23 protein-coding genes are annotated in these 24,680 nt (G+C 66.0%); 2 read left to right on the top strand and 21 right to left on the bottom strand.

What is annotated here, in order from left to right; translation table 11 throughout:
• Positions 1 to 2 precede the first annotated feature (2 nt).
• Both F6S12_RS05000 and eco read right to left on the bottom strand, forming a co-directional pair.
• Entirely contained in the window at positions 3 to 308 is a 306-nt protein-coding gene (locus F6S12_RS05000; protein ID WP_011061384.1) for an NIPSNAP family protein, read from the bottom strand.
• Positions 309 to 335: 27 nt separating this feature from the next.
• Positions 336 to 812, bottom strand: coding sequence for a serine protease inhibitor ecotin (eco, locus tag F6S12_RS04995; protein ID WP_011061383.1), 477 nt, complete (start codon positions 810 to 812; stop codon positions 336 to 338).
• Between the two features lie 517 nt (positions 813 to 1,329).
• Here eco and F6S12_RS04990 point away from each other — a divergent pair.
• Positions 1,330 to 1,593, top strand: a complete 264-nt coding sequence (locus F6S12_RS04990; protein ID WP_011061382.1) for a DUF1652 domain-containing protein — start codon at positions 1,330 to 1,332, stop codon at positions 1,591 to 1,593.
• Between the two features lie 124 nt (positions 1,594 to 1,717).
• Here F6S12_RS04990 and F6S12_RS04985 read toward each other — a convergent pair whose 3' ends face one another.
• The 17 genes from F6S12_RS04985 to F6S12_RS04905 all read right to left on the bottom strand — a co-directional run bounded on the left by F6S12_RS04985 (position 1,718) and on the right by F6S12_RS04905 (position 20,148).
• Positions 1,718 to 1,975, bottom strand: a complete 258-nt coding sequence (locus tag F6S12_RS04985; protein WP_011061381.1) for a DUF2790 domain-containing protein — start codon at positions 1,973 to 1,975, stop codon at positions 1,718 to 1,720.
• 154 nt (positions 1,976 to 2,129) lie between these two features.
• Entirely contained in the window at positions 2,130 to 2,909 is a 780-nt protein-coding gene (locus F6S12_RS04980) for a carbohydrate deacetylase (protein ID WP_041118275.1), read from the bottom strand.
• Positions 2,906 to 4,030, bottom strand: a complete 1,125-nt coding sequence (locus tag F6S12_RS04975; protein ID WP_053151731.1) for a GNAT family N-acetyltransferase — start codon at positions 4,028 to 4,030, stop codon at positions 2,906 to 2,908. Before F6S12_RS04975 ends, F6S12_RS04980 begins: the two co-directional genes overlap by 4 nt.
• The gene (locus F6S12_RS04970; protein ID WP_053151729.1) at positions 4,027 to 4,731 is read right to left on the bottom strand and encodes a GNAT family N-acetyltransferase; all 705 of its coding nucleotides are present in this window, start codon (positions 4,729 to 4,731) and stop codon (positions 4,027 to 4,029) included. The genes F6S12_RS04975 and F6S12_RS04970 overlap by 4 nt, the downstream gene beginning before the upstream one ends.
• Entirely contained in the window at positions 4,728 to 6,656 is a 1,929-nt protein-coding gene (locus F6S12_RS04965) for a hypothetical protein (RefSeq protein WP_315868767.1), read from the bottom strand. The genes F6S12_RS04970 and F6S12_RS04965 overlap by 4 nt, the downstream gene beginning before the upstream one ends.
• Positions 6,653 to 7,963: a lipopolysaccharide biosynthesis protein gene (locus F6S12_RS04960; protein ID WP_125063365.1), complete on the bottom strand. Its 1,311-nt coding sequence runs from the start codon at positions 7,961 to 7,963 to the stop codon at positions 6,653 to 6,655. The genes F6S12_RS04965 and F6S12_RS04960 overlap by 4 nt, the downstream gene beginning before the upstream one ends.
• Entirely contained in the window at positions 7,960 to 8,958 is a 999-nt protein-coding gene (locus F6S12_RS04955; protein WP_311166035.1) for a polysaccharide deacetylase family protein, read from the bottom strand. Before F6S12_RS04955 ends, F6S12_RS04960 begins: the two co-directional genes overlap by 4 nt.
• Before the next feature lies 1 nt (position 8,959).
• Positions 8,960 to 10,096 (bottom strand): glycosyltransferase, encoded by a 1,137-nt coding sequence (locus F6S12_RS04950; RefSeq protein WP_123430742.1) that lies wholly within the window; start codon positions 10,094 to 10,096, stop codon positions 8,960 to 8,962.
• Positions 10,089 to 11,054, bottom strand: a complete 966-nt coding sequence (locus tag F6S12_RS04945) for a glycosyltransferase (protein WP_123430743.1) — start codon at positions 11,052 to 11,054, stop codon at positions 10,089 to 10,091. Before F6S12_RS04945 ends, F6S12_RS04950 begins: the two co-directional genes overlap by 8 nt.
• Before the next feature lie 144 nt (positions 11,055 to 11,198).
• Entirely contained in the window at positions 11,199 to 12,569 is a 1,371-nt protein-coding gene (locus tag F6S12_RS04940) for an O-antigen ligase family protein (protein WP_015635672.1), read from the bottom strand.
• Complete coding sequence (locus tag F6S12_RS04935) at positions 12,566 to 13,666, bottom strand: glycosyltransferase family 4 protein (RefSeq protein ID WP_015635671.1); 1,101 nt, start codon at positions 13,664 to 13,666, stop codon at positions 12,566 to 12,568. Before F6S12_RS04935 ends, F6S12_RS04940 begins: the two co-directional genes overlap by 4 nt.
• An 11-nt stretch (positions 13,667 to 13,677) precedes the next feature.
• On the bottom strand, positions 13,678 to 15,270 hold the full coding sequence (locus F6S12_RS04930; RefSeq protein WP_065364094.1) for a GumC family protein: 1,593 nt from the start codon (positions 15,268 to 15,270) through the stop codon (positions 13,678 to 13,680).
• A gap of 11 nt (positions 15,271 to 15,281) precedes the next feature.
• Entirely contained in the window at positions 15,282 to 16,301 is a 1,020-nt protein-coding gene (locus F6S12_RS04925) for a polysaccharide biosynthesis/export family protein (protein ID WP_011061369.1), read from the bottom strand.
• Between the two features lie 22 nt (positions 16,302 to 16,323).
• Entirely contained in the window at positions 16,324 to 16,968 is a 645-nt protein-coding gene (locus F6S12_RS04920; RefSeq protein ID WP_011061368.1) for a CpsD/CapB family tyrosine-protein kinase, read from the bottom strand.
• A gap of 1 nt (position 16,969) precedes the next feature.
• Positions 16,970 to 17,722 carry a sugar transferase gene (locus F6S12_RS04915; RefSeq protein WP_315868766.1) on the bottom strand — a complete coding sequence of 251 codons (753 nt, stop codon included), beginning with the start codon at positions 17,720 to 17,722 and terminating at the stop codon, positions 16,970 to 16,972.
• 57 nt (positions 17,723 to 17,779) lie between these two features.
• A complete protein-coding gene (locus tag F6S12_RS04910; RefSeq protein ID WP_011061366.1) occupies positions 17,780 to 18,799 on the bottom strand; it encodes an NAD-dependent epimerase in 1,020 nt (339 codons plus the stop codon).
• On the bottom strand, positions 18,796 to 20,148 hold the full coding sequence (locus F6S12_RS04905) for a UDP-glucose dehydrogenase family protein (RefSeq protein WP_152686224.1): 1,353 nt from the start codon (positions 20,146 to 20,148) through the stop codon (positions 18,796 to 18,798). Before F6S12_RS04905 ends, F6S12_RS04910 begins: the two co-directional genes overlap by 4 nt.
• A gap of 644 nt (positions 20,149 to 20,792) precedes the next feature.
• Here F6S12_RS04905 and F6S12_RS04900 point away from each other — a divergent pair.
• The gene (locus tag F6S12_RS04900; RefSeq protein WP_053158615.1) at positions 20,793 to 22,094 is read left to right on the top strand and encodes an OprD family porin; all 1,302 of its coding nucleotides are present in this window, start codon (positions 20,793 to 20,795) and stop codon (positions 22,092 to 22,094) included.
• Between the two features lie 90 nt (positions 22,095 to 22,184).
• Here the strand turns inward: F6S12_RS04900 and F6S12_RS04895 are convergent, their stop codons facing one another.
• The gene (locus tag F6S12_RS04895) at positions 22,185 to 23,123 is read right to left on the bottom strand and encodes a carbohydrate kinase family protein (protein ID WP_041118255.1); all 939 of its coding nucleotides are present in this window, start codon (positions 23,121 to 23,123) and stop codon (positions 22,185 to 22,187) included.
• 13 nt (positions 23,124 to 23,136) lie between these two features.
• Positions 23,137 to 24,633: a xylulokinase gene (xylB, locus tag F6S12_RS04890; protein ID WP_015635664.1), complete on the bottom strand. Its 1,497-nt coding sequence runs from the start codon at positions 24,631 to 24,633 to the stop codon at positions 23,137 to 23,139.
• Positions 24,634 to 24,680: the final 47 nt, after the last annotated feature.

The raw sequence follows: 24,680 nt of genomic DNA, 5'->3' as shown, positions 1-24,680 counted from the left end.
TCCTACGACAGCAGAGGGCGCATGAAGCTGCGTTCGTAGCTGAGGATGAAGCGCTTTTGCACCACCGCCGCTACCAGGGCCACGCTTTCCGGGTCACTGAGGGCGCTCTGGCGGTAGGCTTCGTAGTCCGCCAGGGAAGGAAAGCTGAACAGGCAGTAGGCGATGTTGCTGGCACCTTCGGAGGGCAGGAAATAGCCGTGGTGGGTGCCGCCCAGCCGCCTCACCACCGCGATCCAGGCCTTGGAGTAGGCTTCGAACTCGGCCAGTTGGTAGGGGTCGATCACGTATTTGACATGGCAGGTAATCAAGGGAGGCACTCCGGCTGGGGGGATGGCTTATTCCTGGCGGGCGTTTTCTGTCTTGTCCGCGGCGCTCCACAGGCGGTAGCGCACTTCCACGTCCTTGGGCGCGTAGATCACGATCGGCAGCTTGCTGTTGTAGCGCAAGACGAAGCCGTCACCGGTCACCGGGACGAAATCCTCGCGGGTCTTGCCGTCGGGGCAGGCCATCCGCGTACTTATCGGGCCGCTGACCTGGTCCAGGCGGTAGTAGGGATAACCCCAGCCTTCGAGGTTCTTCTCTAGCAGCTTGCCGCCCAGGCGCTGCAGGTTGCAGTCCACGGTGAGGGTCTTACCGGCGAGGATCTCGACCTTGTAGCGGTCTTCGTGCTGTTGCTTGGGCAGGTGGATGACCTGGCGGGTGAAGCCGTCTTCGGCCTTGGGGTAGGGCGCGGTGTCTTCGAGCTTGGCGGCAAAGGCCTGGGCGCAGAGAACCGAAAGCAGGGTGACGCTGGCAAGGGGGAGCAGACGCATGAAGCCTCCTGGCTGATTGAAAGCGCGATACACCCGTTTGAGTGGGCGCCTTGGGGAAAGTCCGGCCCGGGCATTCTGACCGGCGCCCGAGGCGCAATGCAAACGTCCTGGGTGGCAGGGCATTTTGCAAGGCCAACTGCCTGCTTTCTTGCACTTTGCACGGCTGCTCGTACGCCGAATGCCGATTTCGCAGGGCCCTGTGGCGCTGCCGGCCAGGCACGTTTCCTGCTGCCTTATCAATCAGGCCCGCGATTGAGCAAAACCTTGAAACAAGACCAGTTGCACGCAAATGGAGGGATAGGCCGGCGGCCGGTATGGGCTGGCAGCCAACCAAGCGAAAAACCCCGGTGCTCAGAGCGAAATCGAATTTAGCAGCCTCGGGAAAGCGGCTTAGTCTGTAGCTTGGCTCCGTCTGCAAGGATCAAGACCGGGCCCGGATCACTACCGAACACGGACGTCATTGTTGTCAGGTTGTTTGCCTATTGATTGGCCGTCTCGAACAAAGGAGAGAGTCGCCATGTTTCTATCTGCCCTTGAACTGCGAAATATCATTGAAAGCAGCTTTCTGCCCAAACGCTGTCAATGCACCCTAAGCCCCGACCTGTCGATGACCGTGAAGGTCTTCGGCGACCATCAAACCGACCGGGTCGATCTGGTGGTTACCGGCATCGATGCCTCGCAGCTCAACGGCTGTCGGGAAATCAACGAGCTGATTGCCGAATTGCGCTACGACCTGGCGCACAACCCTCGCCAGGTTGCCCCTCTGCGGCGTGCATTCTAGGCGCCTTCGGGAGTAGGGAATTCAACAGGGGGGCCGCCAGGCCGCCGCGAAACCCGGCTTGCCGATCGGCACCGGGCGTGATGAGGGGCCGCAGCGCGGCCCCGTGTGAGCGTGTTGCACAGCCTCAATTATCGGTGGTGCACGCATCCGACATCTTTCTGTAGGTGATTTCCTCGGGCTTGCCCTGGTTGTCGATGAACTTCATGTCGGCGGTGATCACTTTGCACTCCTGGGTCGCAGGTTCGGTCATCGAGATCACTTTGCCCACATGCAGCGGCATTCCATAGTGGTAGGGCACGGCGGTGGTGCTGTCTGCCTGGGCCAGGCCACTGAGGGCACTCAACAGCAGGGCGGTGGCAGTCAAACCGATACGCAGGTTCATGGCAATTCTCCGATGCAGGCTACGTCAGTTCCGCGCCAATCAGGCGTTAGAACTTGCCGCGCAGCGCTTCAGATTGTTCTGAACTAGCGCGGTCAATGACACTTTTAGCCTGACGGATTAATTGCCGATTAAATTGCATAGGGAGCTAATGTTTTTACAGCTCGCTGTAGGCAATGCGTTGATACCCGGGCAATGCCTGTTGCAGCAGTTGTTCCAGAGACTGCTGCGCCGGCAGGTAATCGTCACCGAAATCACCCTCGGCCAGCTGGGTCGGGTGGGCCACCACTTCAATCACGCCGGGCGGGCGAAAACCCTCCAGCAGGTCCCTGGGCGTGCACACGCTCTGGGCCCCGGCCCCGCACAACCAGCGGATACGCAGGTTGAGCGCGCTCTTGAACAACCGCTTGAGGGGCCCGATGTTGCCCCCCACATTGCGCGCCAGGCGCACCGGCACCCCTTGCTGCGCGGCGAAGCGAGCGACGATGGCTGCCACCGGCCACAGGTTGTGCACGTGCTGGTGGGAGTCGATATGGCTGGGCCGCACACCCTGATCGACACAGCGCTGCCACTGGGCCTGCAACTCCTCGCGCACCGCCTCGGCCGCCGCGGCCGGCAGGCGCAGGGCCGAGCGCCGCAGGTTCAGGTCGAACTGCCCCTGAGGGTCACAGAACAACGGCTGGTGGCGCATCGCCGGGCTCAGTGGCGCGCCGTAGGTGAGGTTGAAATGCAGGCCGATGCGTCCCAGCAAACCGTGCTGCTGGGTCAGTTCACAGGCGTCGTTGAACGCCGGCATGTTGGCCATCAGGGTCGCCGAGCTGATCACCCCTCGCTTGAAGGCGCGCAGGGTCAGCTGGTTGTAGTCCAGGTCGAGACCGAAGTCGTCGGCATTGACGATGACCCGGTGGGCCCGGGCGGCAGTCAGGGGGCGGTTCATGGGCGGGATCCTTGTACGGTGTTGGCCTGGCGCCGTTCGCGCCAGGCCTTGAGGCGCGGCTTGAGCCACTGCCAGATGCGTTCGGCGGTACCGGCCAGCAGCGCTCGCGGGCGCCAGGAATAGAAGCTCCAGCGCTGGTGTTCCACCAGGCCGCTCATGCGTTCATGCAACTGATGGCTGGAGCGGCTGAGGCTGACCCGCGAGGCATCGACCCACTGCCAGCCTTCGTCCAGCCCCCAGCGGATCCACTCATCCAGCAGCAGCCGGCCGCTGCCCAGGTTCTTGTATTGCGCCAGGAAGGCGATGTTGTAGTCGTACAGGCGGCCGCGCTCCAGCAGGCCGAGGCGATAGCTGATGCAACGGCCCTGGTGTTCCAGCATCACCACCCGCACACAACCTTCGGCGGCCAGGCCGCGCAGGGCGCTGGCCATCCATTGCCAGCGCAGCTCCCCGGAGAAGATCCCCAGCCCGTCTGCGCCTTTCCAACTGGCCTGTTCCACCTCGCGGAGCATCTCCAGCACCCCGTCCATGCCGTCGGCCTGGGGCGCCATGCGGATCACCCGAGCGTCGATTTCCGCGCAGCGTTTCTTCGCCCGGCGCAGCTCGTAGCGCAAGGTGCCGGTGGCTTCCTCGCGGTCGCTGTCGACAATCAGGTGTTCCGGCGCCCGGCAGCTCAGGGCTTGTTCGCTGTACCAGCTGGCCCGGCGCCAGGGCGCCAGCAGGCGCTCGGCGTCCACCAGTTCATGAAGTTGCAGCAGGTCATGGGGCAGTTGCCGGCGGATCTGCTCCAGCACCTCGGGCATGGCGCCTTGCGCCGGGTCCGCGACCAGCAGCGCCAGGCGATCGCTCAGCGGATGCCCCAGGTGGCGTACCACCTGCAGGCGCAGGCCGGCCCGGGTTTCGCGGCCCAGGGTCAGCGGCAGGCAGAGCACCAGGCGCTGGCCGTGCCAGCCCAGGAGGATCTGCAAGTGCCGGTGATCCAGGGCCCGTTCCGCCCCCTGCAGCCAGCTCAAGCGATTGAACGGCGTGGCCTGTGGCACTTGCTGGCGCAGTTGCTCATAGGCCGCCACGGGAAAGTCCTGGGTGCAGAGGCTGGCGCACCATTGCCAACGCAGGCTCACGAACGTTCCTTGTCGATAGGGCTGGAACCGCTGGGCTGCTGTGCCAGGCGCCCGCGGCGCAGGTGGTGCAGGCGTGTCTGGTGGTAGGGCCGGCGGCGGTGGAAGTGCAGGCAGCGCAACAGGCAGTAGACATGCAGGGATTCACCCACTTCCTGGAACCCCAGGCGCATGTGCATCTTCAGCGCCGGCTCGTTGCGCACGTTGACCAGGGCCCGGGTGGCCTTGAAGCCGCGCTCGCGGTATTCGTCCCAAAGCAGCTTCTGCGCCAGGATCACCACCCCCGAGCCGCGATACGGCACCGCGCACTCTCCGGCGAACTGATACAGGCAGCCCGGCGGGATGCGCATCCAGCAGCGGTACAACTGGTCGTCGTAGTAATCGCGCTCGCTGATCCACACCATCATCATCACGTTGCCGTTTTCATCCAGGTGTGCGCTGCCGCGGCTGCCTTTGTCCAGCAGGCCGCGAATGGCCGGCAGTTGCGCCTTGAAGTACTTGTCGAAGGCCGGCAGCAGCTCGCGGGTGATGGGCACCTGGGGCCAGCGGCCGGGGTTGATGGGGCAGGGCACCGGCAAGGCCAGGGAGCGTTCCAGGGTCAGCAATTCCCAGTGGTAATAGAAGAAGCGTTCACGCAGCACCCGCAGGCTGCCACGCAGGCCCTTGCGGCGGATTCTGGCCAACAGGCCGGTCAAGCGACTCATAGGGTTTTCCAGGTCAAGGCAAACAGGGTTTCACCGGGCACCTGCAACTGGGCCCGGCCATTGCTGCACTGCACGGCGGCGGAGCGGCTGTGCCCGTCGGCGCCGAGCAGTTCCAGGCTCGGGCCGGCCTGGCAGATCTGCTCGGCGCCGTCCAGGTCGATGGTTTGCGCGCGTGGGGTCTTGGTCACGCCCAGCAGGCTGTGGCGCGGGCCATCGCGCAGTGCCAGGGCATCCACCTCGAAGGCCGGGTTGTCCAGCGCCTGGACCTGCCCCAGCCAGTGCCGCTGGATGAATTGCTGGGCCACGGCCACCGGCTTCAGGCTGAAGCGCTGGGCGTCGTGCTGGGCCAGCATGCCCTTGGGGTACTCGGGCTCATCGGCGGCCTGGAACCAGTTGAGCATGTCCAGCAGGCCGTCCTGGGAGGCATTGGCCACCACCGACATCCACCACAGGGCGGCGTAGTGAGTGTCCTGCTGATAGGGGCTCAGGTCCGGGCCGCTGGAGATATTGGTCTGGCTCAGCAACAGCGCCTTGCGCGGCCGGCCCAGGTCATCCAGGCCCACCAGGTCGGCGGCGGCGCGCACGCTGGCGCGGTAGCGGCGGGTGGCCAGCAGGTCGCGGACCATCCACTCGTGCCAGGCCATGGCGTCGATATCGGCGCCGTGGGCCTCCAGCAACTGGCGCGCCCATTCGATGCCGCGGCGCTGCCCGGCACCGATGCGAAACGGCCCGTCCAGCAGCCGCGAACTGACCGGCATGGCAATGCGCACACCTGCGGCCCGGGCCTCGGGGTTGGCCTTGACGTGCTCCAGCATGCGCCCGAAGTAGCTGGCGAACACGGCGTAGCTGGGGTAGTTGAGGTTGGGTTCGTCGGCGAACGCCAGGTAGTGCAGGCCCTGGTTGCCCAGGCGCACGCTGTCCGCCAGCCAGGCGTCGAGGCCGGCGAAGCTCTGGCTGTCGGCTGCCAGCACCGCCCGGCGCCCGGTGCCCGCCAGCAGGGTGATGTCGCGGTCGATCTTGAACGTTTCGCGGTACAGCCGGCGAAAGCCCAGCTCGCGCTGGGGTTCCTGCTGGATCACATCGACGAAGCTGTAGAAGTTGGCCGCCCGCGGCCCCAGGGCCCGCAGCAGTTCAAAGGTCGACTGCGGCGGCTGGGCATAGGGCAGGGCGATCCCCAGGTGCGGGCTGGGGCCGCGCATCTGCGGCTTGAGGCTCAGCTCGACCCGGCCCGGTGTCCATTGCAGCGGGTGCAACTGGCGCAGGTCCTGGGCGAACAGGTTGGCGGTGCCGTCGAGCCAGAACGCCACCTTGCCCGAGCCGCCCAGGGACAGGCGCCAGACCTCGTCCTGCTGGGCCACCGGCAGTTGGATCTGGTCGAACTGACCGTACTGCGGGTGCTCCACCAGCTTCAGGCGCAGCAACTGGTGGTCACTCAGGCGCGTGGCCTGGAGCACGCTGACCCCACCGTAATACTTGCCCGCCAGTACCGCCTGCTCTCCGGCGGCCACGCGAAAATACAGCTCCACGCCACTGGGCACGTCGGCGCTGAAATGCACCTTGGCCGGTTCGAACTGGGCCAGGGTGGCGCTGTCGTGGCTGACCTTGAAGTTGCGAAAGCTGTAGCCCGGTACCTGCAGCCGGTAGTCGCCCTGGGCCGCGGGCAGTTGGACTTCCCGCTGGCCGTAGGGTTGGTCGGCGCGAATCTCCAGCTGTTGCAGCAACTGGCCGTCCGGGCGCAGCAGGTACAGCTGCTCCTGGTTGGCGTCGCTCTGCCAGGCCGGGCTCCAGCGCAGGTGCAGGGTGTCGCCGGCCTCGGCTTGCAGGTACAGGCTGCCGTCGCGGATATCGCCCCATTGCAGGGGCGCGGCGTGCAGGGCAGTGGCCGCCGAGATCAGCATCAGGGCGAGCAGGGAACAGGGTTTCATTGAAGCCTTTCCTTAGGGCGCAATAACTGGCGCACGTAGACGATGTCTCCAGGTAACAGGATCAGGGTGCGGTACCAGGCCACACCGCTGAGGTGGCAATACAGGCCGAGCATGGCCAGGCTCACCGCGAGGTAGGCGATGGATGAGGCCAGGCCGGCGCCGACGATGCCCAGCGACGGGATCAGCAGCGCATTGAGCGCCAGGTTCAGCAGGGCGCCACCGGCCAGCAGCAGCGACAGCGTGCCGGGGCGCTGCTTGCCCAAGAGGTCCAGGCGCAGGATGCTCGCGTAGCACAGGCCGAACAGCCCGGGCAGCAAGGCCAGCAGGGCACCGTAGGCCGGGGCGTAGTCGGCGCCGAACAGGGTGACAATCAGCCACTGGCCGATCAGCGCCATGCACAGGCAGGCGCCGAGCATCACCGTGGCGGTCAGGCGCAGGGCCAGGGCGGTCAGTTGCTCGATGCCCGACCCCTGTTGCAGCAGGCGCTTCATCAGTGGCGTGGTCACCGCCTCGGGAATGATCAGCAGCAGCTCGGCGGCGGCGCTGGCCATGGCGTACCAGCCCAGGGCCGCGGGGTCGAGCAGGGCCCCGATGAACAGGTAGTCCGAACGCAGCATCAATTGTTGCGACAGCACCCCGGGGTGGCTCTGGGCGCTGTAGCGCAGCAGCTTGCCCTGTTCCCCGGCCTGCCAGCGCAGGCCCAGGTCGTGGAAGCGTCGCAACCAGCACCAGCCAACCACCACCACCAGCAAGGTGCCCCCCAGCCAGCTGACCAGGGCCGCCGACAGCGGCTGGTCGCGCCAGATCCACCACAGGCCGACGAACAGCAGCAGCGGCACCAGGGATTCCAGCAGGCGCAGTGCATTGAAGGCTTCGACCCGGCCATCGGCGTTGTGCAGGGTCAGCAGGCCGCTCTTGAGCACGGTGATGGGCACCGCCAGCAACAACAGCCAGGCCAGGTCCCCCAGTTGCAGGCTCAGTTCCCACTGGCTGCCCAGGGTGTTCATCAGTGCCAGCCCGGCCAGGGTCAGCAGGCTGGCCAGCAGGCAGCCGTACACCAGCACCTGGGTCAGTAGCAGGCCCATGGGCCGCTGGCGCGCGGCTTCATAGCCGACCGCGGTGTTCAGCCCGCCGCTGGTCAGGGCGGCAATCAGGTCCGGCAGGGTGCTGAGCAGGGCGAACAGGCCGCGATCCGCCGGGCCCAGCAATCGAGCCAGCAGCACGTTGCGCAGCAGCCGCAGGCCGATCATCGCCAGGCGCGTGCCCATGCTCAGGGCCAGGTGCCAGAGGTAGCCGCCGCGCTTCATGCCCGGGCTCCCTGCAGCAGGCGCCAGGCCAGCAAGCCGGGGCGGGCGGCGCTGGCGTGGCTGACGTCGATGCGTGGCAAGGCCAGGAGCGGGTTGCCACTGGCCTCGATCAGCCCGGGGCGGGTGCCCAGGGCGTAGCGATAACCCAGCCCGGCGACGGCGGCGCGCACCTGGGCATTGTGGTCGCCATTGGGGTAGCAATAGACCCCCAGCGGCGCCTGGCAATGGTTCTGCAACGCCTGATGGGAGCGTTGCAGATCCGCTTTCAGCGCGGCCTCGTCAAGGCCGGTGAGAATGGCATGGCTGGCGCCGTGGGGCCCAAAGCGCACCAGCGCCGAACGCTCCAGGCGCTGCACCTGGGCCCAGTCCAGGCTGTGGGGGCCGTGCTCGTTGGGGCAACTGTCGGCCAGGGCCTGGAGGGTGGGCCCGGGCAGGGGCTTCAAGCGTTGCAGGTAGCGCCCCAGGAGCCGGCTGCGGGCGTCGCTGTCACCCGGCTGCAACAGTTCGGCCGCAGGTGCCAGTTGCAGCGCCTGCAACTGTTCCAGCAGCGGCCGGGCCGCGGCGCTTGCGGGCCGCAGCCAGAGGGTTTCGCCGATGGACTCCCACCAGAAGCCCTGGGCGCTGCCGATGAAGTCGGTGGAGAGGAAGATGCTCGCCGGCACCTCGTAGCGCTCCAGCAGCGGGTAGACCACCTCGGCGTTGTCGCGCCAGCCGTCATCGAAGGTCAGGGCCAGGCGCGGCCGGTCACCGCCGGGGTATTGCAGCAGGTGATTGAGCGGCACACAGTCGAAATGCCGCCGCAGCCAGCGCAGCAGGTGCTCGAACTGGCGCTGGCCGACGCACAGTGGCGCCCGGTGCGGCCGGCGGGCGGCCTGCTCGTCGGCCAGCACCCGGTGCAGCATCAGCACCACCCCGGCTTCGCTGAGGCGGGCGCGGCCGACGCTGTGCAAGTAGGCGCTGCCCAGCAGGCGCTTGAGGTTGAGTTTGAGGTTCATGTCAGCGGTTCTGTTGTGGGTTCCACAGGGCATAGCGCTGCCCGCGGAGAAATTGCCAGAGGCCCATGCTCATGCCGGCCATTGTCACCAGCACGAAACCGGCCAGGCGAAACACCTTGGGCAGGCGCCCGCGGCGGTCCAGCAGGCCCATGATCCCGGCGCCGTAACCCAGCACCTGGGCCAGCAGGGCCAGGCTGTAGAAGGCGCCGGCATTCCACAGCAGCAGGCTGCTGACCAGCAGTGGCAGCAACAGCACCGGGGCCAGGCGGCGGATCAGCTTGTGGCTGATCAAGGCGATGGCGTAGGCGCCGTGGCGCAGTGGGTTCATCAGCTCGCGGCGCTGGGCCAGGCTCTGCAGGCCGCCGACGGTGACCCGCAGGCGCCGCCGGTACTGCTTGCCGGCTTCGTCCACGCCCTGGTCCAGCACCTGGGCCTCCTCGACATAGACGATCCGCTTGCCGGCCACCGGGGCGCAGGTGCTGATGAAGAAGTCATCGTTGACCTCGGCCGGAACCCGCTGGAACAGTTCGCGGCGCAGGGCCAGCAGCGCGCCGTCGGCGGAGACCATGCAGCCGGTGCGGTTTTCCGCCTGGCGCAACCAGGCCTCGTAGTGCCGGTACAGGCTGTCTCCCAGGCTCAGGTTGTGCCCGGGGTCGGGGATGATCATGTGCCCGCCACAGGCCCCCACCTGCGGGTCGGCCAAGGGCGCCAGCAGCTTGCCCAGGGTGTCGTGGGACCACTGGTTATCGGCGTCGGTGAACACCAGGATATCGTTGCGCGCCAGTTCCACCGCGGCGTTCAGCGCCCCGGCCTTGCCCACCCGGGGCAGGTCCAGGACCACGATCCGTGAGTCGCGCACGCCCAGGGCCGTGGCCACGGTGTCGTCGCTGGAACCGTCGCTGGCGAGGATGATCTGCAAGTCGGTGGCCGGGTAGTCCTGCTGCAACAGGGTGCGCAGCTTGTGCTCGATGTGCGGGCCTTCGTTGTGCGCGGCGATGATCACGCTGACCGACAGCGGCGCGCCTTCCTGCACCGGCCGCGGCCTGACGAACAGGCTGAGCAGGGCCAGCAGCAGGGGGTAGCCGACCCAGGCATAGAAAGGCAGTAGCAGGCACAGCCAGAAAAGTATTTTAGCCACGGTCAGGTCTCTCGGCAGAACGGTTGAACAGGGCCTGCACCAGGGCCAGGGCGCCCAGGTGCAGGCGCACCCAGTGCAGCAGCCAGAGTTGCAGGACGAACAGCGGGTCGCGTTGGCGCAGGCCCTGGCGCACGGCCAGGGCCAGGGGCGCCAGCGCCCCCAGCAGCAGGCACAGGCCCGCGGCGCCGGGCAGGCCCGCGAGCAGGCACAGCAACGCCACGAGGCTGAGCAGGGCGCAGGCCAGGCACAACAGGGGAAAGCGCAACAGGCGCAGGCTGAAGCCGCTGCCTTTGAGCAATTGCACGTGGCTGCCCTGGCGCCAGCGTTCCTTGCCGGCCCATTCGGCCCAGCTGGCCTCGTAGCCCCAATGCAGCACCTGGGGCTGGGGCAGGCTCAACTGGCGGGCGCCGGCAGCGTGCAGGCGCAGGCCGAAATCCTTGTCCTCGCCGGTGCGCAACTGCTCGTTGAAGCCGCCGACCCGTTCGAACCAGGCCCGCTGCAGGCACAGGTTGGGGGTGGGCATCCACGGCAGTAGCCGGGGTTGCGGATCGCCGGCCAGGCTGCGGCGCTGCCAGGCCCGGGCGAACCAGGGGGCGCTGGCGGGTGCCGCGCAGTCCAGGGCGAAGACCTCGGCACGCCGCTCGGCCTGGGCCTGCTGCCAGAGCTGCAGCCAATTGCCGGGCACTTCGATGTCGGCGTCGAGGAACGCCAGGCTATCGCCGGTGGCCACCGCCGCACCGCGGTTACGCAGGGCGCCGATGCCGATGCCCGGGCACAGCAGCACCCGCGCGCCCAGCTCCCGGGCCCGTTGCGGCCCCTGATCGGTGGAGCCGTTGTCCACCACTATCAGTTCGCAGTCCAGGGTCGCCGCCCGGGCGGCGCGCAGCACGCTGTCCAGGGTGCGGGTGATGTGACGCGCCTCGTTGTACATGGGCACGATCACGCTGATCCTTTGCATCTTTGCCTCCCTTGGCCAGATTGCGTTGTTGTCGTGGGCGCCGGGTGAGGGCGCGGTGTTGCTGTTCTGTCGGTACTGCTCCTGGGGGCCAGAAGGCCCTTCGGGCCTTGTCGCAGCCTGGGGCAGTGGCTACACGCGGCGTTGTCAGGCCGGGGCCGGGCGCGGCACGGGAGCGTCTTCGGCCTGCAGGCGCAGGACGCTGGACAGGGCGAGGAAGATCCACAGGTACTTGTGGTTCGGCGCGCTGAGAAACAGCAGGAACACCGCCATGGCCAACAGGCTCAGGCCCAGGTGGGTGGCGATATCGGCCTGTTCGCGCTGGCCCCGGGCAAGAAAGCCCTGGCGCGCCCGTTCGAAGTTGCGCAGGCCCATCAGCATCAGCGCCACGAAGCTCAGGCCGCCGGGAATGCCCAGCTCGCTGAACAGCTCCAGGTAGGTGTTGTGGGCCCGGCGGAACAGGTCCGGCTCGTTCATGTTTTCCGAGAAGCTGCTGGCAAAGCCGGTCTGCGCGTAGTGGATCGGGAAGGTCCCCAGGCCCGAGCCCAGCAGCGGGTTCTGGCGGATCATCTGGCCGCCCACCACCAGGTAGGAGGTGCGCCGGCCCAGGGAGGTGTCCGCCGAGTGCGCGCCGGACTTGAGCATGCTCAGGGACTGGATCCGCGCCACGTACTCCGCCGGCAGCACGGCAATGCCCAGGGGAATGACGATGGCCACGGCGAACATGGCGAAGCCCAGGTGCTTGGGCCGCAGGCCCTTGAGCCGGTCGCGGTAGTGCCAGACGCCGATGGCAATGGTGAACAGCACCACCAGCAGGCCCGAGCGCGAGTCGGTCTTGGTCATCCCGGCCATCAGGGTCAGGCTGATGCCGACCCAGAACAGCCGCACCGGCCAATGGGGCGAACGCAGGGCGAGGAAGATCGCCGGCGGCACCGCCATGGCGATCAGCAGGGCGAAGTAGTTGGCATCCTGCAACAGGCCGATGGCCCGGCCGCCCACCTGGTACTTGGCCGATACCAGGGCGATCACACAGGTGATGGCCACGCTCACCGCCAGCAGGCGGCAGAGCATCAGCAGGTTGACTTCCCGGGCAATCAGCAGGGTGACGAAGAACAGCACCAGGCCCACTGCCAGCTCCCGCAGGCTGTCCAGCGACACCAGCAGGTTCTCGCTGTACAGCATGCTCAGCAGCAGGCACAGCAGGAATGGCCCCAGGGCCCGCCACAGGTTGCTGCGCAGGCGAGTGTCGGGGATCTGCCGCAGCAACAGCTTGAACAGCATGATCAGGATCAGCGAGGCGCCCAGCAGCTTGGCCCCGGAGAACGCGCTGTCCTTGAACAGGCCTTCGAAGGGCACCAGGGCGCAGATCCCCAGCAGGCCCCAGCCCGGGCGCCGGTACAGCAGCGCCAGGCCGAACAGCCCGACCACCACCAGCGGCGCAAGAAACGGCCAGGGGCTGGCCAGCAGCAACAGTGCGGCCAGGCCCAGCAGCAAACCCAGGAACGGAGCGGCGATCATACTCGGGAGCTCTCTCTGGCGACGCGGTACAGCTCATCCCAGCGGCGAGCCAGGGTGGGCAAGTGATAGTGCTTGCGCTGGGTGACCTGGGCGGCCTTGGCCAGCTCCCCGGCCAGTACCGGGTCGTCCAGCAACTGGCCGATGCAGCGCCCCAGCCCGGCACTGTCCAGGGGCTTGGCCAGCAGGCCGTTGTGCCGGTGCTGCAGCACATCGGGAATCCCGCCCACGGCAAAGGCCACCACCGGGGTGCCGGCCTGCATGGCTTCGAGCAGGATCATCGGTGTGCCTTCGGTGCGTGAACTCAGTACCAGCACATTCAGGCGCTTGAGCCAGGGCTGCATGTCGTTCTGATAGCCCGGCAGCAGGATGCGCGTGGCCAGCCCGGCTTCGTTGATGCGCTCGCGCAGGGCCTGGTTCTGTTCACCATCGCCCAGCAGCACGGCCTTGAGCGCAGGGCGCTGCTGGCACAGGTCGATCAGCGCATCGAGAAACAGGTCCGGGCCTTTTTCCGCGCTCAGGCGCCCGACGAAACCCACCAAGGGTTCCATTTCGTCGCGGCGTACTTCGGGCTCGCGCAGCGGCGGCCCGTCCAGGCTCGCCGGCAGTTCCAGGGCCGGCTCCGGCAGGCCGTTGGGGATCACCCGCAGCTTGCCCTCGGCGACCCCCGCCTCCAGGTGCAGCAGGGCAATGCTCTGGGCCACGCAGGCGACCCGGCGCACCCGGCGGCTGCGGCACAGGCGCAGGCTGAGCCAGGTGTAGAACTTCTGTTTCAGGCTACGCGGGGTGAAGCCGTGCTGGGTCATGACCAGGGGCAGGCGCAGGCGCCGGGCGCAGACCCAGGCAAACACCTGGGCCTTGAAGTTGTGCGCGTTGAGCAGCCCCGGCTGTTGCCGCAGGTGCGCCAGCAGTTCCTGCAGGCAGTGGCAGTTGTGGCTCGCCACGCCGGCCTCGGCGAAACGCTGCAGCAGCGCATCGGGGGCATTGATGAACACCACCCGATGCTGCCCCGGGGTGCCCAGGCAATGATCCAGCAGCATGCGCTCGGCACCGTAGAAACCGCCGCTGTGGATCAGGTGCACGATAGGCTGCGCGGCCATGCTCAGGTCGCTCACTGTTTGGCCCAATGCCAGGCCCAGCGCCAGGTCCAGCGCGGGTACGGGTTGACCTGGGGCTGCTCGACCGCGTTGAGCACCATCAGCACCGGCAGGCCGAGGTGATCACTGACCTGGGCCGGGTGCTTGAAGCGATGGTCGAAGAACTCGTAGACATAGCCCAGGGCAATGGCCAGCAGCAGGCCGGTGAGCAGGCCCAGGGGAATGATCAGCATCGGCTTGGGGAACGCCGCTTCGCTGGGTTCGTAAGGCTGGCTCAGGACCCGCGCGTTGGACAGCTCGCCACTGATCAGGCGCTCGCCACGGCTCTCTTCGTAGCGCTGGGTGTAGGTGAAGAAGGCTTTGTGCAAGGCATCGATTTCAGTGTCCAGCTGGCGCAGTTTGCTCAGGACCTCTTGCAGGTCGCGCACCCGCGCCTTGTAGTCGTTGATCCGCGCGGTCTTCTGGGCGATCACCGACTGGGTGATCTGTAAGTCGCTGCTGCGCTCGCGCACGCGGTTTTCCACCACCTTGAGGAACTGCGCCCGGGCCCGCACGATCTGCTCGCGCTGCTGCTGCATGGGCACGCTGTCGGCGCGGTAGGTGTCGGCGGTGGTGCCGTACTGGCTCACCAGGTTGGTCAGCTGTTCGCCCAGTTGCTTGATCTCGCGGTCTTCGTAGGCAACGTTGTCCACGGTGTTGGCGAAGGCGAAGGGGAAGGTGTAGTCGGTGAGGCCGGCCTTGCGCGCGGCAGCCAGGTTCTTCTGCAGGTAATCCAGGCGGCGCTGGTTCTCCAGGGCCTGGTCGCGGTAGCCGTTGAGCGATTGCTCTTCGGTGTTGATGGCGTTCAGGCGGAAGGTGATCTCTTCCTTGGGGTCGGAGGCGTGGGCCGCTTCCAGCAGGGCCTGGCGCTTGCCTTCCAGGTCATCCAGGCGCGACTGGTACTGGGCCTTCTTCTGTTCGTAGAAGGCTTCGGGCAGTTCGTTGGATTGCAGGTCCTGGCGGTTCTTCAGGTAGTTGGCCAGCAGGCGCTCGACAAAGCGCGTGCCTTCGGCGGCATTGGGGCTGGCGTAGACGATGGAGATCACGTTGGAGCCGGGCAGGGTGCCGATCTTCAGGTCCTTGACCGCCTGGTCGGTGAAGGCATCCAGGCTGGTATCGCGCACCGGGTCCACGGCCAGGCCGAAGAAACCGCGCACCGGGTTGATCACATGGTTGCGCAGGGGGGCGATCAGGCCATTGCGGATCGGCTTGACGATCAGCCGGGTCAACAGGCCCTCGCTGCCGCCGAACTGGCCTTCGCGGCGCAACTGGTCGATGGTGTCGCGGATTAGCGTGGGTGAACGCAGGATGTTGCTCTCGGTCTCCATGTCCGCCAGCGACGGCGGGATGAACTTGTCGGAGTCCGGGGCGAGCACGGTGTTGGCGTCGGTCTGCGAGAGTTTCTTGGACTGCACGATGACTTCGGCAGTGATCTCGAAGCTCTGCTTGAGCACCAGGGGCAGCAGCAGGGCGATCACCGCGAAACCCAGGAACACCCGTTTGATCAGGCGCCGATTGACAAAGAACACGAGCAGGAACTCGTGCAGGTAGTTTTCGATCTTGGTCATCAAGAGGGAACTCAGTTGTTGTTCGTTTCTTTGTTGTCGACGCGGTAGCCGAAGCTGAACCCGACACCCTGGAACATGATCACGTCCGCCAGCTGCTTGCTCAGGGCGCCGGCCTTGGCCAGGCGGGTCTTGGGCACATAGAGCATGTCGTCGGGCTGCAGGTAGGCGAATTGCAGGGCCTTGCCGTCCAGCGCCGCGTCGGCGTCGTAGACCCGGGCTTCGACCTGGTTGCCCTTGCGCCGCATGATCACCACCGAATCCAGGCGTGCAGTGGGGCCGGCCCCCTTGGCCAGGGTCAGGGCCTCAAGCACCGAGATCGGCCGGCGGATCGGGTAGGCTCCGGGCTGGCCGACTTCGCCCATGACGAACACCTCGTTGGAGGCGGTGGTCTTGAGCAGCACATCGACGCTCACCGAACCCACCTCCTTGGCATAGCGCTGGTTGACCAGGGTCTGCAGCTCGCTGAGGCTCTTGCCCTGCAACGACAGGCTGCCCAGCAGCGGGAAACTGGCGCGGCCGTCGGAGCCCACGACGATCTCGCGGCTAAGCCCGGTGGCCGGGTTGGTCAGGCTGGTGCGCAGGTTGTCCAGCTGGGCCATGGCGTGGGAGATCGAAAAGTTGATCTGCGGCTTCTTCAGCACCTTGGCGTATTGGGTTTCCAGGACCTGGCGCGCCTGTTCGGCGGAGAGCCCGGCGACCTGGATATTGCCCACGTAGGGCATGTCGATGCTGCCGTCGGGCAGCACCAGTTTGCTGCCGCCCAGTTCCGGAGCGGTGAGGAAGGTCACATCCACCTGGTCGCCAGGCTGCACGAGGTAGCGCTGCTGGCTGGTGGTGCCGATATGGAAGATCACGTCCAGCACGTCCTGGGGCCGCAGCACCTGCTCGATGGGCACCACCTCGGTGAGCTGTGCCTGGTCGGCCGGGGCGCTGAGGATCTGCACCGGCATCTGCTGCGGCTCGCGATTGACGCAGCCGCCCAGGGCCAGCAGCAGTGACAGGCTCAGCAGGGAAAGTCTTGGCTTGTTCATGGTTACACGGTCCTTGTGCCGGTCAGAGACGGTCATAAACCCACTTGGGCATGTAGTACTTGCGGGCGTTGAACACGCTGCCGATCAACTTGGCCTCGGCCTGGATCAGGCGCTGGGCGGCGGCCTGGGCCACTTCCCAGCGGGTTTCCTCGCTGCGCACCACCAGCACCACGCCGTCGACCTGGGTGGCCAGGGTGAGGATGTCGCCGCTGCTGTAGACCGGGTCGCCGTCGATGATCACGAAGCGGTATTCCTCGGCCAGGGCCTGCAGCAGTTCGCGCAGCAGTTCCGGGGTCAGGCGCTCGCTGTACTGCTGGCGGCGGCCCAGGGGCAGGAAGTCGAAATTCACCGCGTCGCTGCTCTCGATGCACGAGGCCAGGGGCGGCGGGGTTTCGGCCAGTGCCAGGTCGAGGAAGCCGGGCCGCTCATCCAGGGCCAGGCGCCGGGTCAGGCTGCTGTCCGAGAGGCTGGTGTCCACCACCAGCACCCGGCCGCGGCTGGTGCGCGCCAGTTCGTTGGCCATGCTCAGGCTGCTGCTGGTGACGCCGCTGTTGCGGTTGGCCGCGGTCAGCAGGATGACCCGCAGTTCCTGGTCGAGTACGGTCACCGCCAGGTTGCTTTCGCTGGGGCTCTGGATCTTCAGACTGGCAAAGGTTGCTGCCGCCATTTCAACTTGCTCCGTGGCCATTGAGGACCTTGAAAGGGGTTTTGATCAGGATCTTCAGGTCGAGCCAGGGGCTCTGCTGGAAGATGTAGGTCATGTCGAGGGTCACGCGGCCGTCGAAATCCACGTCGCTGCGCCCGGATACCTGCCACAGGCCGGTGATCCCCGGGTAGATGCTCAGGCGGCCGAGGTGGTGTTCCTTGTAGGTCTGGGCATGGAACGAGGTGGGGCGCGGGCCGACGATGCGCATCTGGCCGAGCACCACGTTGATCAGGTTGGGCAGCTCGTCGAGGCTGGTACGGCGCAGGAAACCGCCGATTCCAGTGATCCGCGGGTCGCGGTCGATCTTGAAATCCACCGAGTCGGCGCCGTGCTTGTTCAGGTGGCGCACCGAATCCTTCAGGGCCTCGGCGTTGACCACCATGGTGCGGAACTTGTACATGCCGAAGCGCCGGCCGCGAAAACCGGTGCGCAACTGCACGAAGAACACCGGGCCGGGGCTGGTGAGCTTGATCAGCAGGGCCACGACCAGCAGCACCGGCGACAGCAGCACCAGCAGCACCGCGGCCAAAAGCGCCGAGGTCAGGCGCTTGCTGCGCGACAGGGTCCAGGGCCGCCTGCCGTCGCGGCCGGTGATCCAGCCGTGCTGTTGCAGGTCGATGGCGGCCTGGACCTTGCGCCGGAACGGGTCGTTGCGCCGGTCGATGTGCAGCGGGGCGGGCACCTCGGTTGTGGGCGATGAGAGAGGTCTATCCATATCCACCGGGAATACTTCCATTGCAGGGGTTGGGTAAAAACGTTCGGCTGTCGCGGCTCAGGACGCCGCGCCCGGGTAGTAGCTCAGGTACCACTGGACGAACTCGCGCAGGCCTTCCTCCAGGGGCACCTGGGGGCCGAAACCGGTGAGGTTTTCCAGGGCGCTGACATCCGCGCAGGTGTTGAGCACATCGCCGGGCTGCAGCGGCAGGTATTCCACCTGGGCCTTGTGGCCGAGGAGTTTTTCCAGGGTCGCCACGTAGTCCTTGAGCTCCACCGGGCGCTGGCCGCCGATGTTGAACAGGCGCCAGGGCGCCATGCTGGTGGACGGGTCCGGCTGTTCCCGGTCCCACAGCGGATCGCGCACTGGCGGCTTGCCCAGCAAGCGCACCAGGGATTCGACAATGTCGTCGATGTAGGTGAAGTCGCGCTGGTGCATGCCGTAGTTGAACAGTTTCAGCGGCCGGCCCTGGCTGATGGCGTCGGCGAACAGGATCGGCGACATGTCCGGCCGGCCCCAGGGGCCGTACACCGTGAAGAAGCGCAGGCCGGTGGCGGGCACGCCGAACAGGTGGCTGTAGCTGTGGGCCATCAGCTCGTTGGCTTTCTTGCTGGCCGCATACAGCGACAGCGGGTGGTCGACGTTGTCACTGACCTTGTACGGGGTCTGCTGGTTGGCCCCGTACACCGAACTGGACGAGGCGTAGATCAGGTGCTGCACCGGGTAGCGCCGGCACATCTCCAGCAGGTTGAGGAAACCGCTGAGGTTGCTGTCCAGGTAGGCCTTGGGGTTTTCCAGGGAATAGCGCACCCCGGCCTGGGCGGCGAGGTTGATCACCACCTGGGGCCGTACTTCGGCGAACAGCCGTTCCAGGCCCTCGCTGTCGGCCAGGTCCAGGCGCTGCAGGGGAAAGTGCCCTACCTGGCGTTCCACCCAGCGCACCCGGTCGCGCTTGAGCTGGGGGTCGTAGTAGTCGTTGAAATTATCCAGCCCGGTGACCTGGTGCCCATCCTTGAGCAAACGCAGTGCGGTATGGGCGCCGATGAATCCGGCGGCCCCGGTGATCAGGATATTCATGCGCGCAATGCCTCCGGTACACGGTAGGGCAGGCCGATGCTCAGGTAATGCAGGCCGGCATCCGCTGCCTGTTGCGGGTTGTAGAGGTTGCGGCCGTCGACCACCAGGCGATCCCTGAGGGTCTCGCGCAGCAGCGTGAAGTCCACCACGCGAAAGGCCTTCCATTCGGTGCAGATCACCAGCGCGTCGGCGCCTTGCAGGGTGTCGTCACGGGTGGCGCACAGTTGCAGGTCATCGCGGTAGCCGTACAGGCGCCGGCATTCGGTCATGGCTTCCGGGTCGTAGGCCTGGACCTTGGCCCCGGCTTCCCACAGTGCCTGCATCAGGTAGCGGCTGGTGGCTTCGCGCATGTCGTCGGTGTTGGGCTTGAAGGCCAGGCCCCAGAGCGCGATGACCTTGCCCTGCAGGTTGTCCCCCAGGTGCGCCTTGAGCTTGCGAAACAGCACCTGGCGCTGCTGCTCATTGACGTCGCGCACGGTCTTGAGCATGTGCGGTTCCAGCCCGTGGCTTTCTGCGGTGTGGATCAGCGCCCGCAGGTCCTTGGGGAAGCACGAGCCGCCGAAGCCGGCGCCGGGGTAGATGAAGTGGTAGCCGATGCGCGGGTCGGCACCGATGCCCTTGCGCACGGCATTGATGTCCACCCCCAGGCGTTCCGCCAGGTTGGCCATCTCGTTCATGAAGCTGATGCGGGTGGCGAGCATCGCGTTGGCCGCGTACTTGACCAGCTCGGCGCTGCGGTTGTCCATGAACATCAAGCGGTCATGGTTGTGGTTGAAGGGCGCGTATAGCTCGCTCAACTGCTGGCGGGGCAGGTCGTCGGCGCAACCGACGATGATCCGGTCCGGGCGCATGCAGTCGGCCACGGCCGAGCCTTCCTTGAGGAACTCCGGGTTGGAGACCACGTGCACCCGCAGTTCGGATTTGCCCAGGTCTGCCAGTTGTTCGGCGACGGTCTCGATCACCAGATCGGCGGTGCCCACCGGCACCGTGGATTTGATCACCAGGGTCTTGTCGCTGAACATCAGGCAGGCAATGTTGCGCGCCACCGCCAGGACATGGTCGAGGTCGGCGGAGCCGTCTTCGTTGGAGGGAGTGCCGACCGCGATGAAAATCACCTTGCCGTGGCCCACTGCATCGCTGGCCTGGGTGGTGAAGTGCAATCGGCCGGCCTTTTGATTCTCTTCGATCAGGGTCGCCAGGCCCGGCTCGTGAATCGGCGGAATAGAACGTTGCAGCTGGGCGATCTTGTGGCTGTCGATATCGACACAGACCACGTTATGCCCGACATCGGCCAGGGCAACTGCTTGCACCAGGCCAACATAGCCAGTACCAAAAACGCTGACTTCCAAGGGAACGACCTCGTCCATGATGAGTGTTGGGGTGAGGGTGGTTCTCACCTTCTGAAAAGGCGTATGGCACATTGCCGCTATCACGCTCTTTTTTTGACACTACCATAACGTAGAGACGTTTAATTGACGTTTTGCTGTGTTACATAAATGACAGCTGTGTTTTGTTTATTTTTCGATGAATAAAATAATGTTTAAAAACAATTAGTTAAGAGTCTTCATGATGGTCATCATGGAAAGCGTCAAATAGTTGGTTTTTGTTAATAAATGACTGAAAAAACCGACGAACGGTAGTGTGGTGAGACGAAAAGCTAATGCCTTTTTGACATTACCTGCTACGGCATCCTGGGTTTCGAAGGTGAAGCTGAGCAGTCGGACAGTTTTTTTGACGCTTTTCTGCAACTTGAAAACTGTTGAAATTGATCGGTTTTTTCAAAGATATGGCTGGCAAGGCGGGACGGGTAGCGCCGGTTATGACCAGGCGGGCGTCAGACTAAAGTCGGGTTGGGAGGGTAGGGGCTATCTGCCATCATTGCCGGTCTTCATTGATTCAATCAATTCAGCTGGCGATCACAGATTCGCTGGATGAATTTCACCTGGGTCTTTTTCTTTACCTCGCGTCACTGATTTGCTGCTGGAGCCTGTTCATGCGTCCCCCTTTCCCCTTACTCAATCCGTGCCCATTGCTGGGCCTCGGCGCTGCCGTGCTGTGCGCGGGTTTTGCCCCTCTGGCCAATGCGGCGGGTTTTTTCGAAGACAGCAGCGCCAAGCTGGAATCGCGCACGATCTACTTCAACCGGGACTTTCGCGACGGCCACACCAGCACCGACCAGGGCGCATCCAAGCGTGAAGAATCGGCCCAGGGCTTTATTCTCAACCTGCAATCGGGCTACACCGAGGGCACCGTGGGTTTCGGCCTGGACGCCCTGGGCATGCTGGGGATCAAGCTCGACTCCAGCCCCGACCGCAGCAACAGCGGCCTGCTGCCCTCCAGCGGTCACGACCCGCGGGGCTCGGCGGACCAGTACGCCAAGCTGGGGTTGACCGCCAAGGTCCGGGTCTCGCAGACGGTATTCAAGTACGGCGCCCAGTTGCCGGACCTGCCGCTGCTCAAGTACAACGACGGGCGCCTGCTGCCCACCATGTTCAACGGCGCGGTGCTGACTTCCCGGGAGGTCAAGGACCTGACCCTGACCGCGGCCCGCTTGAACCGCTACACCGCGCGGGACTCCAGCGATGCCCAGGACATCCGCGTGCACTGCAAGAACAAGCGCTACGCCTGCAACACCACGGCGGATCACTTCGACACCTATGGGGTGGACTACAAGTTCAACGATCGCCTGACCGGCCAGTACCACTACGCCGAGCTGGAAGACATCTACCGTCAGCATTTTGTCGGCCTGCTGGCCAACCAGCCCTTGGGGCCCGGCGTGCTCAAAGGCGACCTGCGCCTGCTCAAGAGTGCCGACACCGGCGCCGAGCGCGCCGGCGGCATCGACAACCGCGCCCTGAGCACCATGCTCGGCTACAGCGTGGCCGGGCACGTGTTCAGTGCCGGCTGGCAGCGCATGTACGGCGACAACTCCATGCCTTACCTGGATGGCAGCAACCCGTACCTGGTGAACTATGTGCAGGTCAACGACTTCGCTGCGATCCAGGAGCGTTCCTGGCAACTGCGCTATGACTATGACTTCAAGGCCATTGGCCTCAACGGCTTGAGCTTCCTGACCCGCTACGTCAGCGGCGACCACATCAAGGTCCCGGGCAGCCTGCGCGAAGGCCGCGAATGGGAGCGCGACAGCGAGCTCAAGTACGTGGTGCAGAGCGGCACCTTCAAGGACGTGAGCCTGCGCCTGCGCAACGCCACCTACCGCAGCAACTACCAGAAGATCGCCCGCGACATGGACGAAACCCGCCTGATCGTCAGCTACAACTTCTCGCTGCTCTGACCGACGACTCTGGTAGAAGCTGGCTGGCCAGCGAAGGCGGTAGCCGCAATTGCGCAAGGCTTGCGGGCCTCTTCGCCGGCAAGCCGGCGGCTACGGGAGTTGATGTCGGTACGGCAGGTCCGGGCCGGTGCGGGTGCAGGTCTGGGCCGCGGCGTTGACGGCGAAACGCAGCAGGGCGTCGGTCTGTTCGCGATCGAGCTGTTCAAGGCCCTGGGGGGAATCCAGGCCCTGTTCGGTCAGCCAGGTGATCAGCGCGGCCTGGAAGGTATCTCCGGCGCCCACGGTGTCGGCAACCTCCACCCGGGGCGCGTCCACCGACCAGCTGCCATGCCCACGGCTGAACACCGTCGCGCCCTGGCTGCCACGGGTCAGGAACACCAGCCGGGCATTGCCTTGCAGCCAACCCCGGATCAGCGTCTCGGGCGCCTGCCCGGGGTACAGCTGGGTCAGGTCTTCGTCGCTGACCTTGATCAGGTCGGCATGGCCGGCCAGTTCGGCGATGCGCTGGCGCCACAGCTGGATATCCGGCTGCGGGTTGAGCCGTACGTTGGGGTCCAGGCTGATCAGCCGCTGCCCCCGCTCACGGCGCACCAGGGCCAGCAAGGTATCGGCAATCGGCTGCACCACCAGGGCAAACGAGCCGATATGCAGCCCGCGCACCTGTGCGTCGAGCTGCGGCAGGTGCTCTTCTTGCAACTGGCGATCGGCACAGCCCTCGCCGCGAAAGCTGTAGTGGGGCGAGCCATCGGCGCCCACGGCCACCATGGCCAGGGTGGTGGGGGCGTCGAATTCCCGCAGGTAGCGGGTATCCACGCCTTCGTTTTCCAGCACCCGCCGCAGGCGCTGGCCCAGGTAGTCCCGGGACAGCCCGGCCAGCAGGGCGACATCGACGCCCAGGCGGCGCAGGCCCACTGCCACGTTGAACGGCGAGCCCCCGGCGATCGCCTGGAACGCCACTTTACTGGCCGGGGCCCCGGCCTCATCCGCGCTGAAAAAGTCGAACAGCGCTTCGCCACACACCAGATACATAGTCATTCGCTCTTCAAAGGCTTGCCAGTTGCTGTCGATAGCGCTGGTACACCGGTTCGTAGGCCGCCACGTGTTCGGCCCGGGGCTGGGTTTCGCTGCCCGGGTCGAGGCGCACGCAGCGCTCGCAGAGTTGTTGCAGGTCCAGGTCCGGATCATCCAGCCGGCCATGGCACCAGGCTGCCTGGATCGCCGCGCCCAATGCGGCGGCTTCGGCCTCGCGGGGGCAGATCACCGGGGCATGCATGATATCGGCGACCATCTGTCGCCACAGCAGACTTTTCGCACCGCCGCCGATCAGCCGGATGCTCTGGCTGTGCAGGCCCGCTGCGCGCAACAGGTCGAGGCCGTAGCGCAAACCGAAGGTGGTGCCTTCCACCACCGCGCGGCACAGGTTGGCCGGGGTCAGGTTGTCCAGGGTCATACCGTGCAGGCTGCCCTGGGCCTGGGGCAGGGCGGGCACTCGCTCGCCGTTGAAGAACGGCAGCAGGCACAGCCCCTCGGCCCCGATGGGGGCCTGCTCCAGCCGCTGGTTGAAAGCGGCAAGGTCCAGGCCCAGCAGTTCGCGCACCAGGGTGGTGGCGTTGGTCAGGTTCATGGTGCAGATCAGCGGCAGCCAGCCACCGCTGGACGAACAGAAGGTCGCCACCGAAGGCTCGGGGCTGATCAGCGGGCGCTCGGCGTAGGCATACACGGTGCCGGAGGAGCCCAGGCTCATGGTGATGATTCCGGGCTGGATATTGCCGGTGCCGATGGCCCCCAGCATGTTGTCGCCACCGCCGCTGGCCACCCAGGCATCCGCGCTGATCCCCAGTTGCCGGGCGACCGGCGCAAGGATCCGGCCCACAGGCTGGTGCGCTTCGAGCAACGGCGGCAAGGCCCGCTCCAGGCGCCCGCTGGGGTCGATATGGGCCAGCAGGGCGCGGTCCCAGTCGCGCCTGCGCACATCGAAATAGCCGCTGCCCGAGGCATCGCCGTACTCGCTGCAGCAGCGCCCGGTCAGCCAGAAATTGAGGTAGTCGTGGGGCAGCAGGATATGCGCAATGCGCTGGAACAGTTCCGGGTGCTGCTCCCGGGTCCAGAGTAGTTTCGACACCGTGTAGCCCGGGGCAATGGCCAGCCCCAGGCGCTCCAGGGAGCCCTGGGTGCCCCCCAGCCAGTCCAGCAGGCGCTGGTTTTCGGCGCTGCTTTGGGTATCGCACCACAGCTTGGCCGGGCGCAGCACCTGGCCCTGGTCATCCAGCAGCACCAGACCGTGCTGCTGGCCGCAAACCCCGACACCGAGCACCTGCCGGCCATCCACCCCGGCCGCCTGCAAGGCCTGCCGGGTGGCGCTGGTGCAGGCTTGCAGCCACTGCGCGGGATCCTGTTCGCGGCAGCCATTGGCGCCGCTGATCAGGCTGTGGGGCGCAGCGCCCCGGCCCAGGACGGTGCCGCTCCGGCTGTCGAGGATCAGCGCCTTGGTGCCCTGGGTGCCGCAGTCGAGGCCGAGAAAAAGCGCGGGTTGAGTCATCGTCGCTCCTGGTGTGGGTGATTATTGTCGAGCTGTAGCCGCTGCCG

Source organism: Pseudomonas sp. JV245A (genome assembly GCF_032424515.1).
Taxonomy (GTDB): Bacteria; Pseudomonadota; Gammaproteobacteria; order Pseudomonadales; family Pseudomonadaceae; genus Aquipseudomonas; species Aquipseudomonas protegens.
This window is presented reverse-complemented; position numbering and strand designations above follow the sequence as displayed.

Bases quoted from the DNA above. Each gene is read 5' to 3' on its own strand.
- F6S12_RS04925 (WP_011061369.1), bottom strand. From the start codon at position 16,301: ATGAACAAGCCAAGACTTTCCCTGCTGAGCCTGTCACTGCTGCTGGCC.
- F6S12_RS04990 (WP_011061382.1), top strand. From the start codon at position 1,330: ATGTTTCTATCTGCCCTTGAACTGCGAAATATCATTGAAAGCAGCTTT.
- F6S12_RS04945 (WP_123430743.1), bottom strand. From the start codon at position 11,054: ATGCAAAGGATCAGCGTGATCGTGCCCATGTACAACGAGGCGCGTCAC.
- xylB (WP_015635664.1), bottom strand. From the start codon at position 24,633: ATGACTCAACCCGCGCTTTTTCTCGGCCTCGACTGCGGCACCCAGGGC.
- F6S12_RS04900 (WP_053158615.1), top strand. From the start codon at position 20,793: ATGCGTCCCCCTTTCCCCTTACTCAATCCGTGCCCATTGCTGGGCCTC.
- F6S12_RS04985 (WP_011061381.1), bottom strand. From the start codon at position 1,975: ATGAACCTGCGTATCGGTTTGACTGCCACCGCCCTGCTGTTGAGTGCC.
- F6S12_RS04935 (WP_015635671.1), bottom strand. From the start codon at position 13,666: ATGGCCGCGCAGCCTATCGTGCACCTGATCCACAGCGGCGGTTTCTAC.
- F6S12_RS04940 (WP_015635672.1), bottom strand. From the start codon at position 12,569: ATGATCGCCGCTCCGTTCCTGGGTTTGCTGCTGGGCCTGGCCGCACTG.
- F6S12_RS04930 (WP_065364094.1), bottom strand. From the start codon at position 15,270: ATGACCAAGATCGAAAACTACCTGCACGAGTTCCTGCTCGTGTTCTTT.
- F6S12_RS04955 (WP_311166035.1), bottom strand. From the start codon at position 8,958: ATGAACCTCAAACTCAACCTCAAGCGCCTGCTGGGCAGCGCCTACTTG.
- F6S12_RS04965 (WP_315868767.1), bottom strand. From the start codon at position 6,656: ATGAAACCCTGTTCCCTGCTCGCCCTGATGCTGATCTCGGCGGCCACT.
- F6S12_RS04980 (WP_041118275.1), bottom strand. From the start codon at position 2,909: ATGAACCGCCCCCTGACTGCCGCCCGGGCCCACCGGGTCATCGTCAAT.
- F6S12_RS04915 (WP_315868766.1), bottom strand. From the start codon at position 17,722: ATGGATAGACCTCTCTCATCGCCCACAACCGAGGTGCCCGCCCCGCTG.
- F6S12_RS04895 (WP_041118255.1), bottom strand. From the start codon at position 23,123: ATGTATCTGGTGTGTGGCGAAGCGCTGTTCGACTTTTTCAGCGCGGAT.
- F6S12_RS04920 (WP_011061368.1), bottom strand. From the start codon at position 16,968: ATGGCGGCAGCAACCTTTGCCAGTCTGAAGATCCAGAGCCCCAGCGAA.
- eco (WP_011061383.1), bottom strand. From the start codon at position 812: ATGCGTCTGCTCCCCCTTGCCAGCGTCACCCTGCTTTCGGTTCTCTGC.
- F6S12_RS04960 (WP_125063365.1), bottom strand. From the start codon at position 7,963: ATGAAGCGCGGCGGCTACCTCTGGCACCTGGCCCTGAGCATGGGCACG.
- F6S12_RS04910 (WP_011061366.1), bottom strand. From the start codon at position 18,799: ATGAATATCCTGATCACCGGGGCCGCCGGATTCATCGGCGCCCATACC.
- F6S12_RS04970 (WP_053151729.1), bottom strand. From the start codon at position 4,731: ATGAGTCGCTTGACCGGCCTGTTGGCCAGAATCCGCCGCAAGGGCCTG.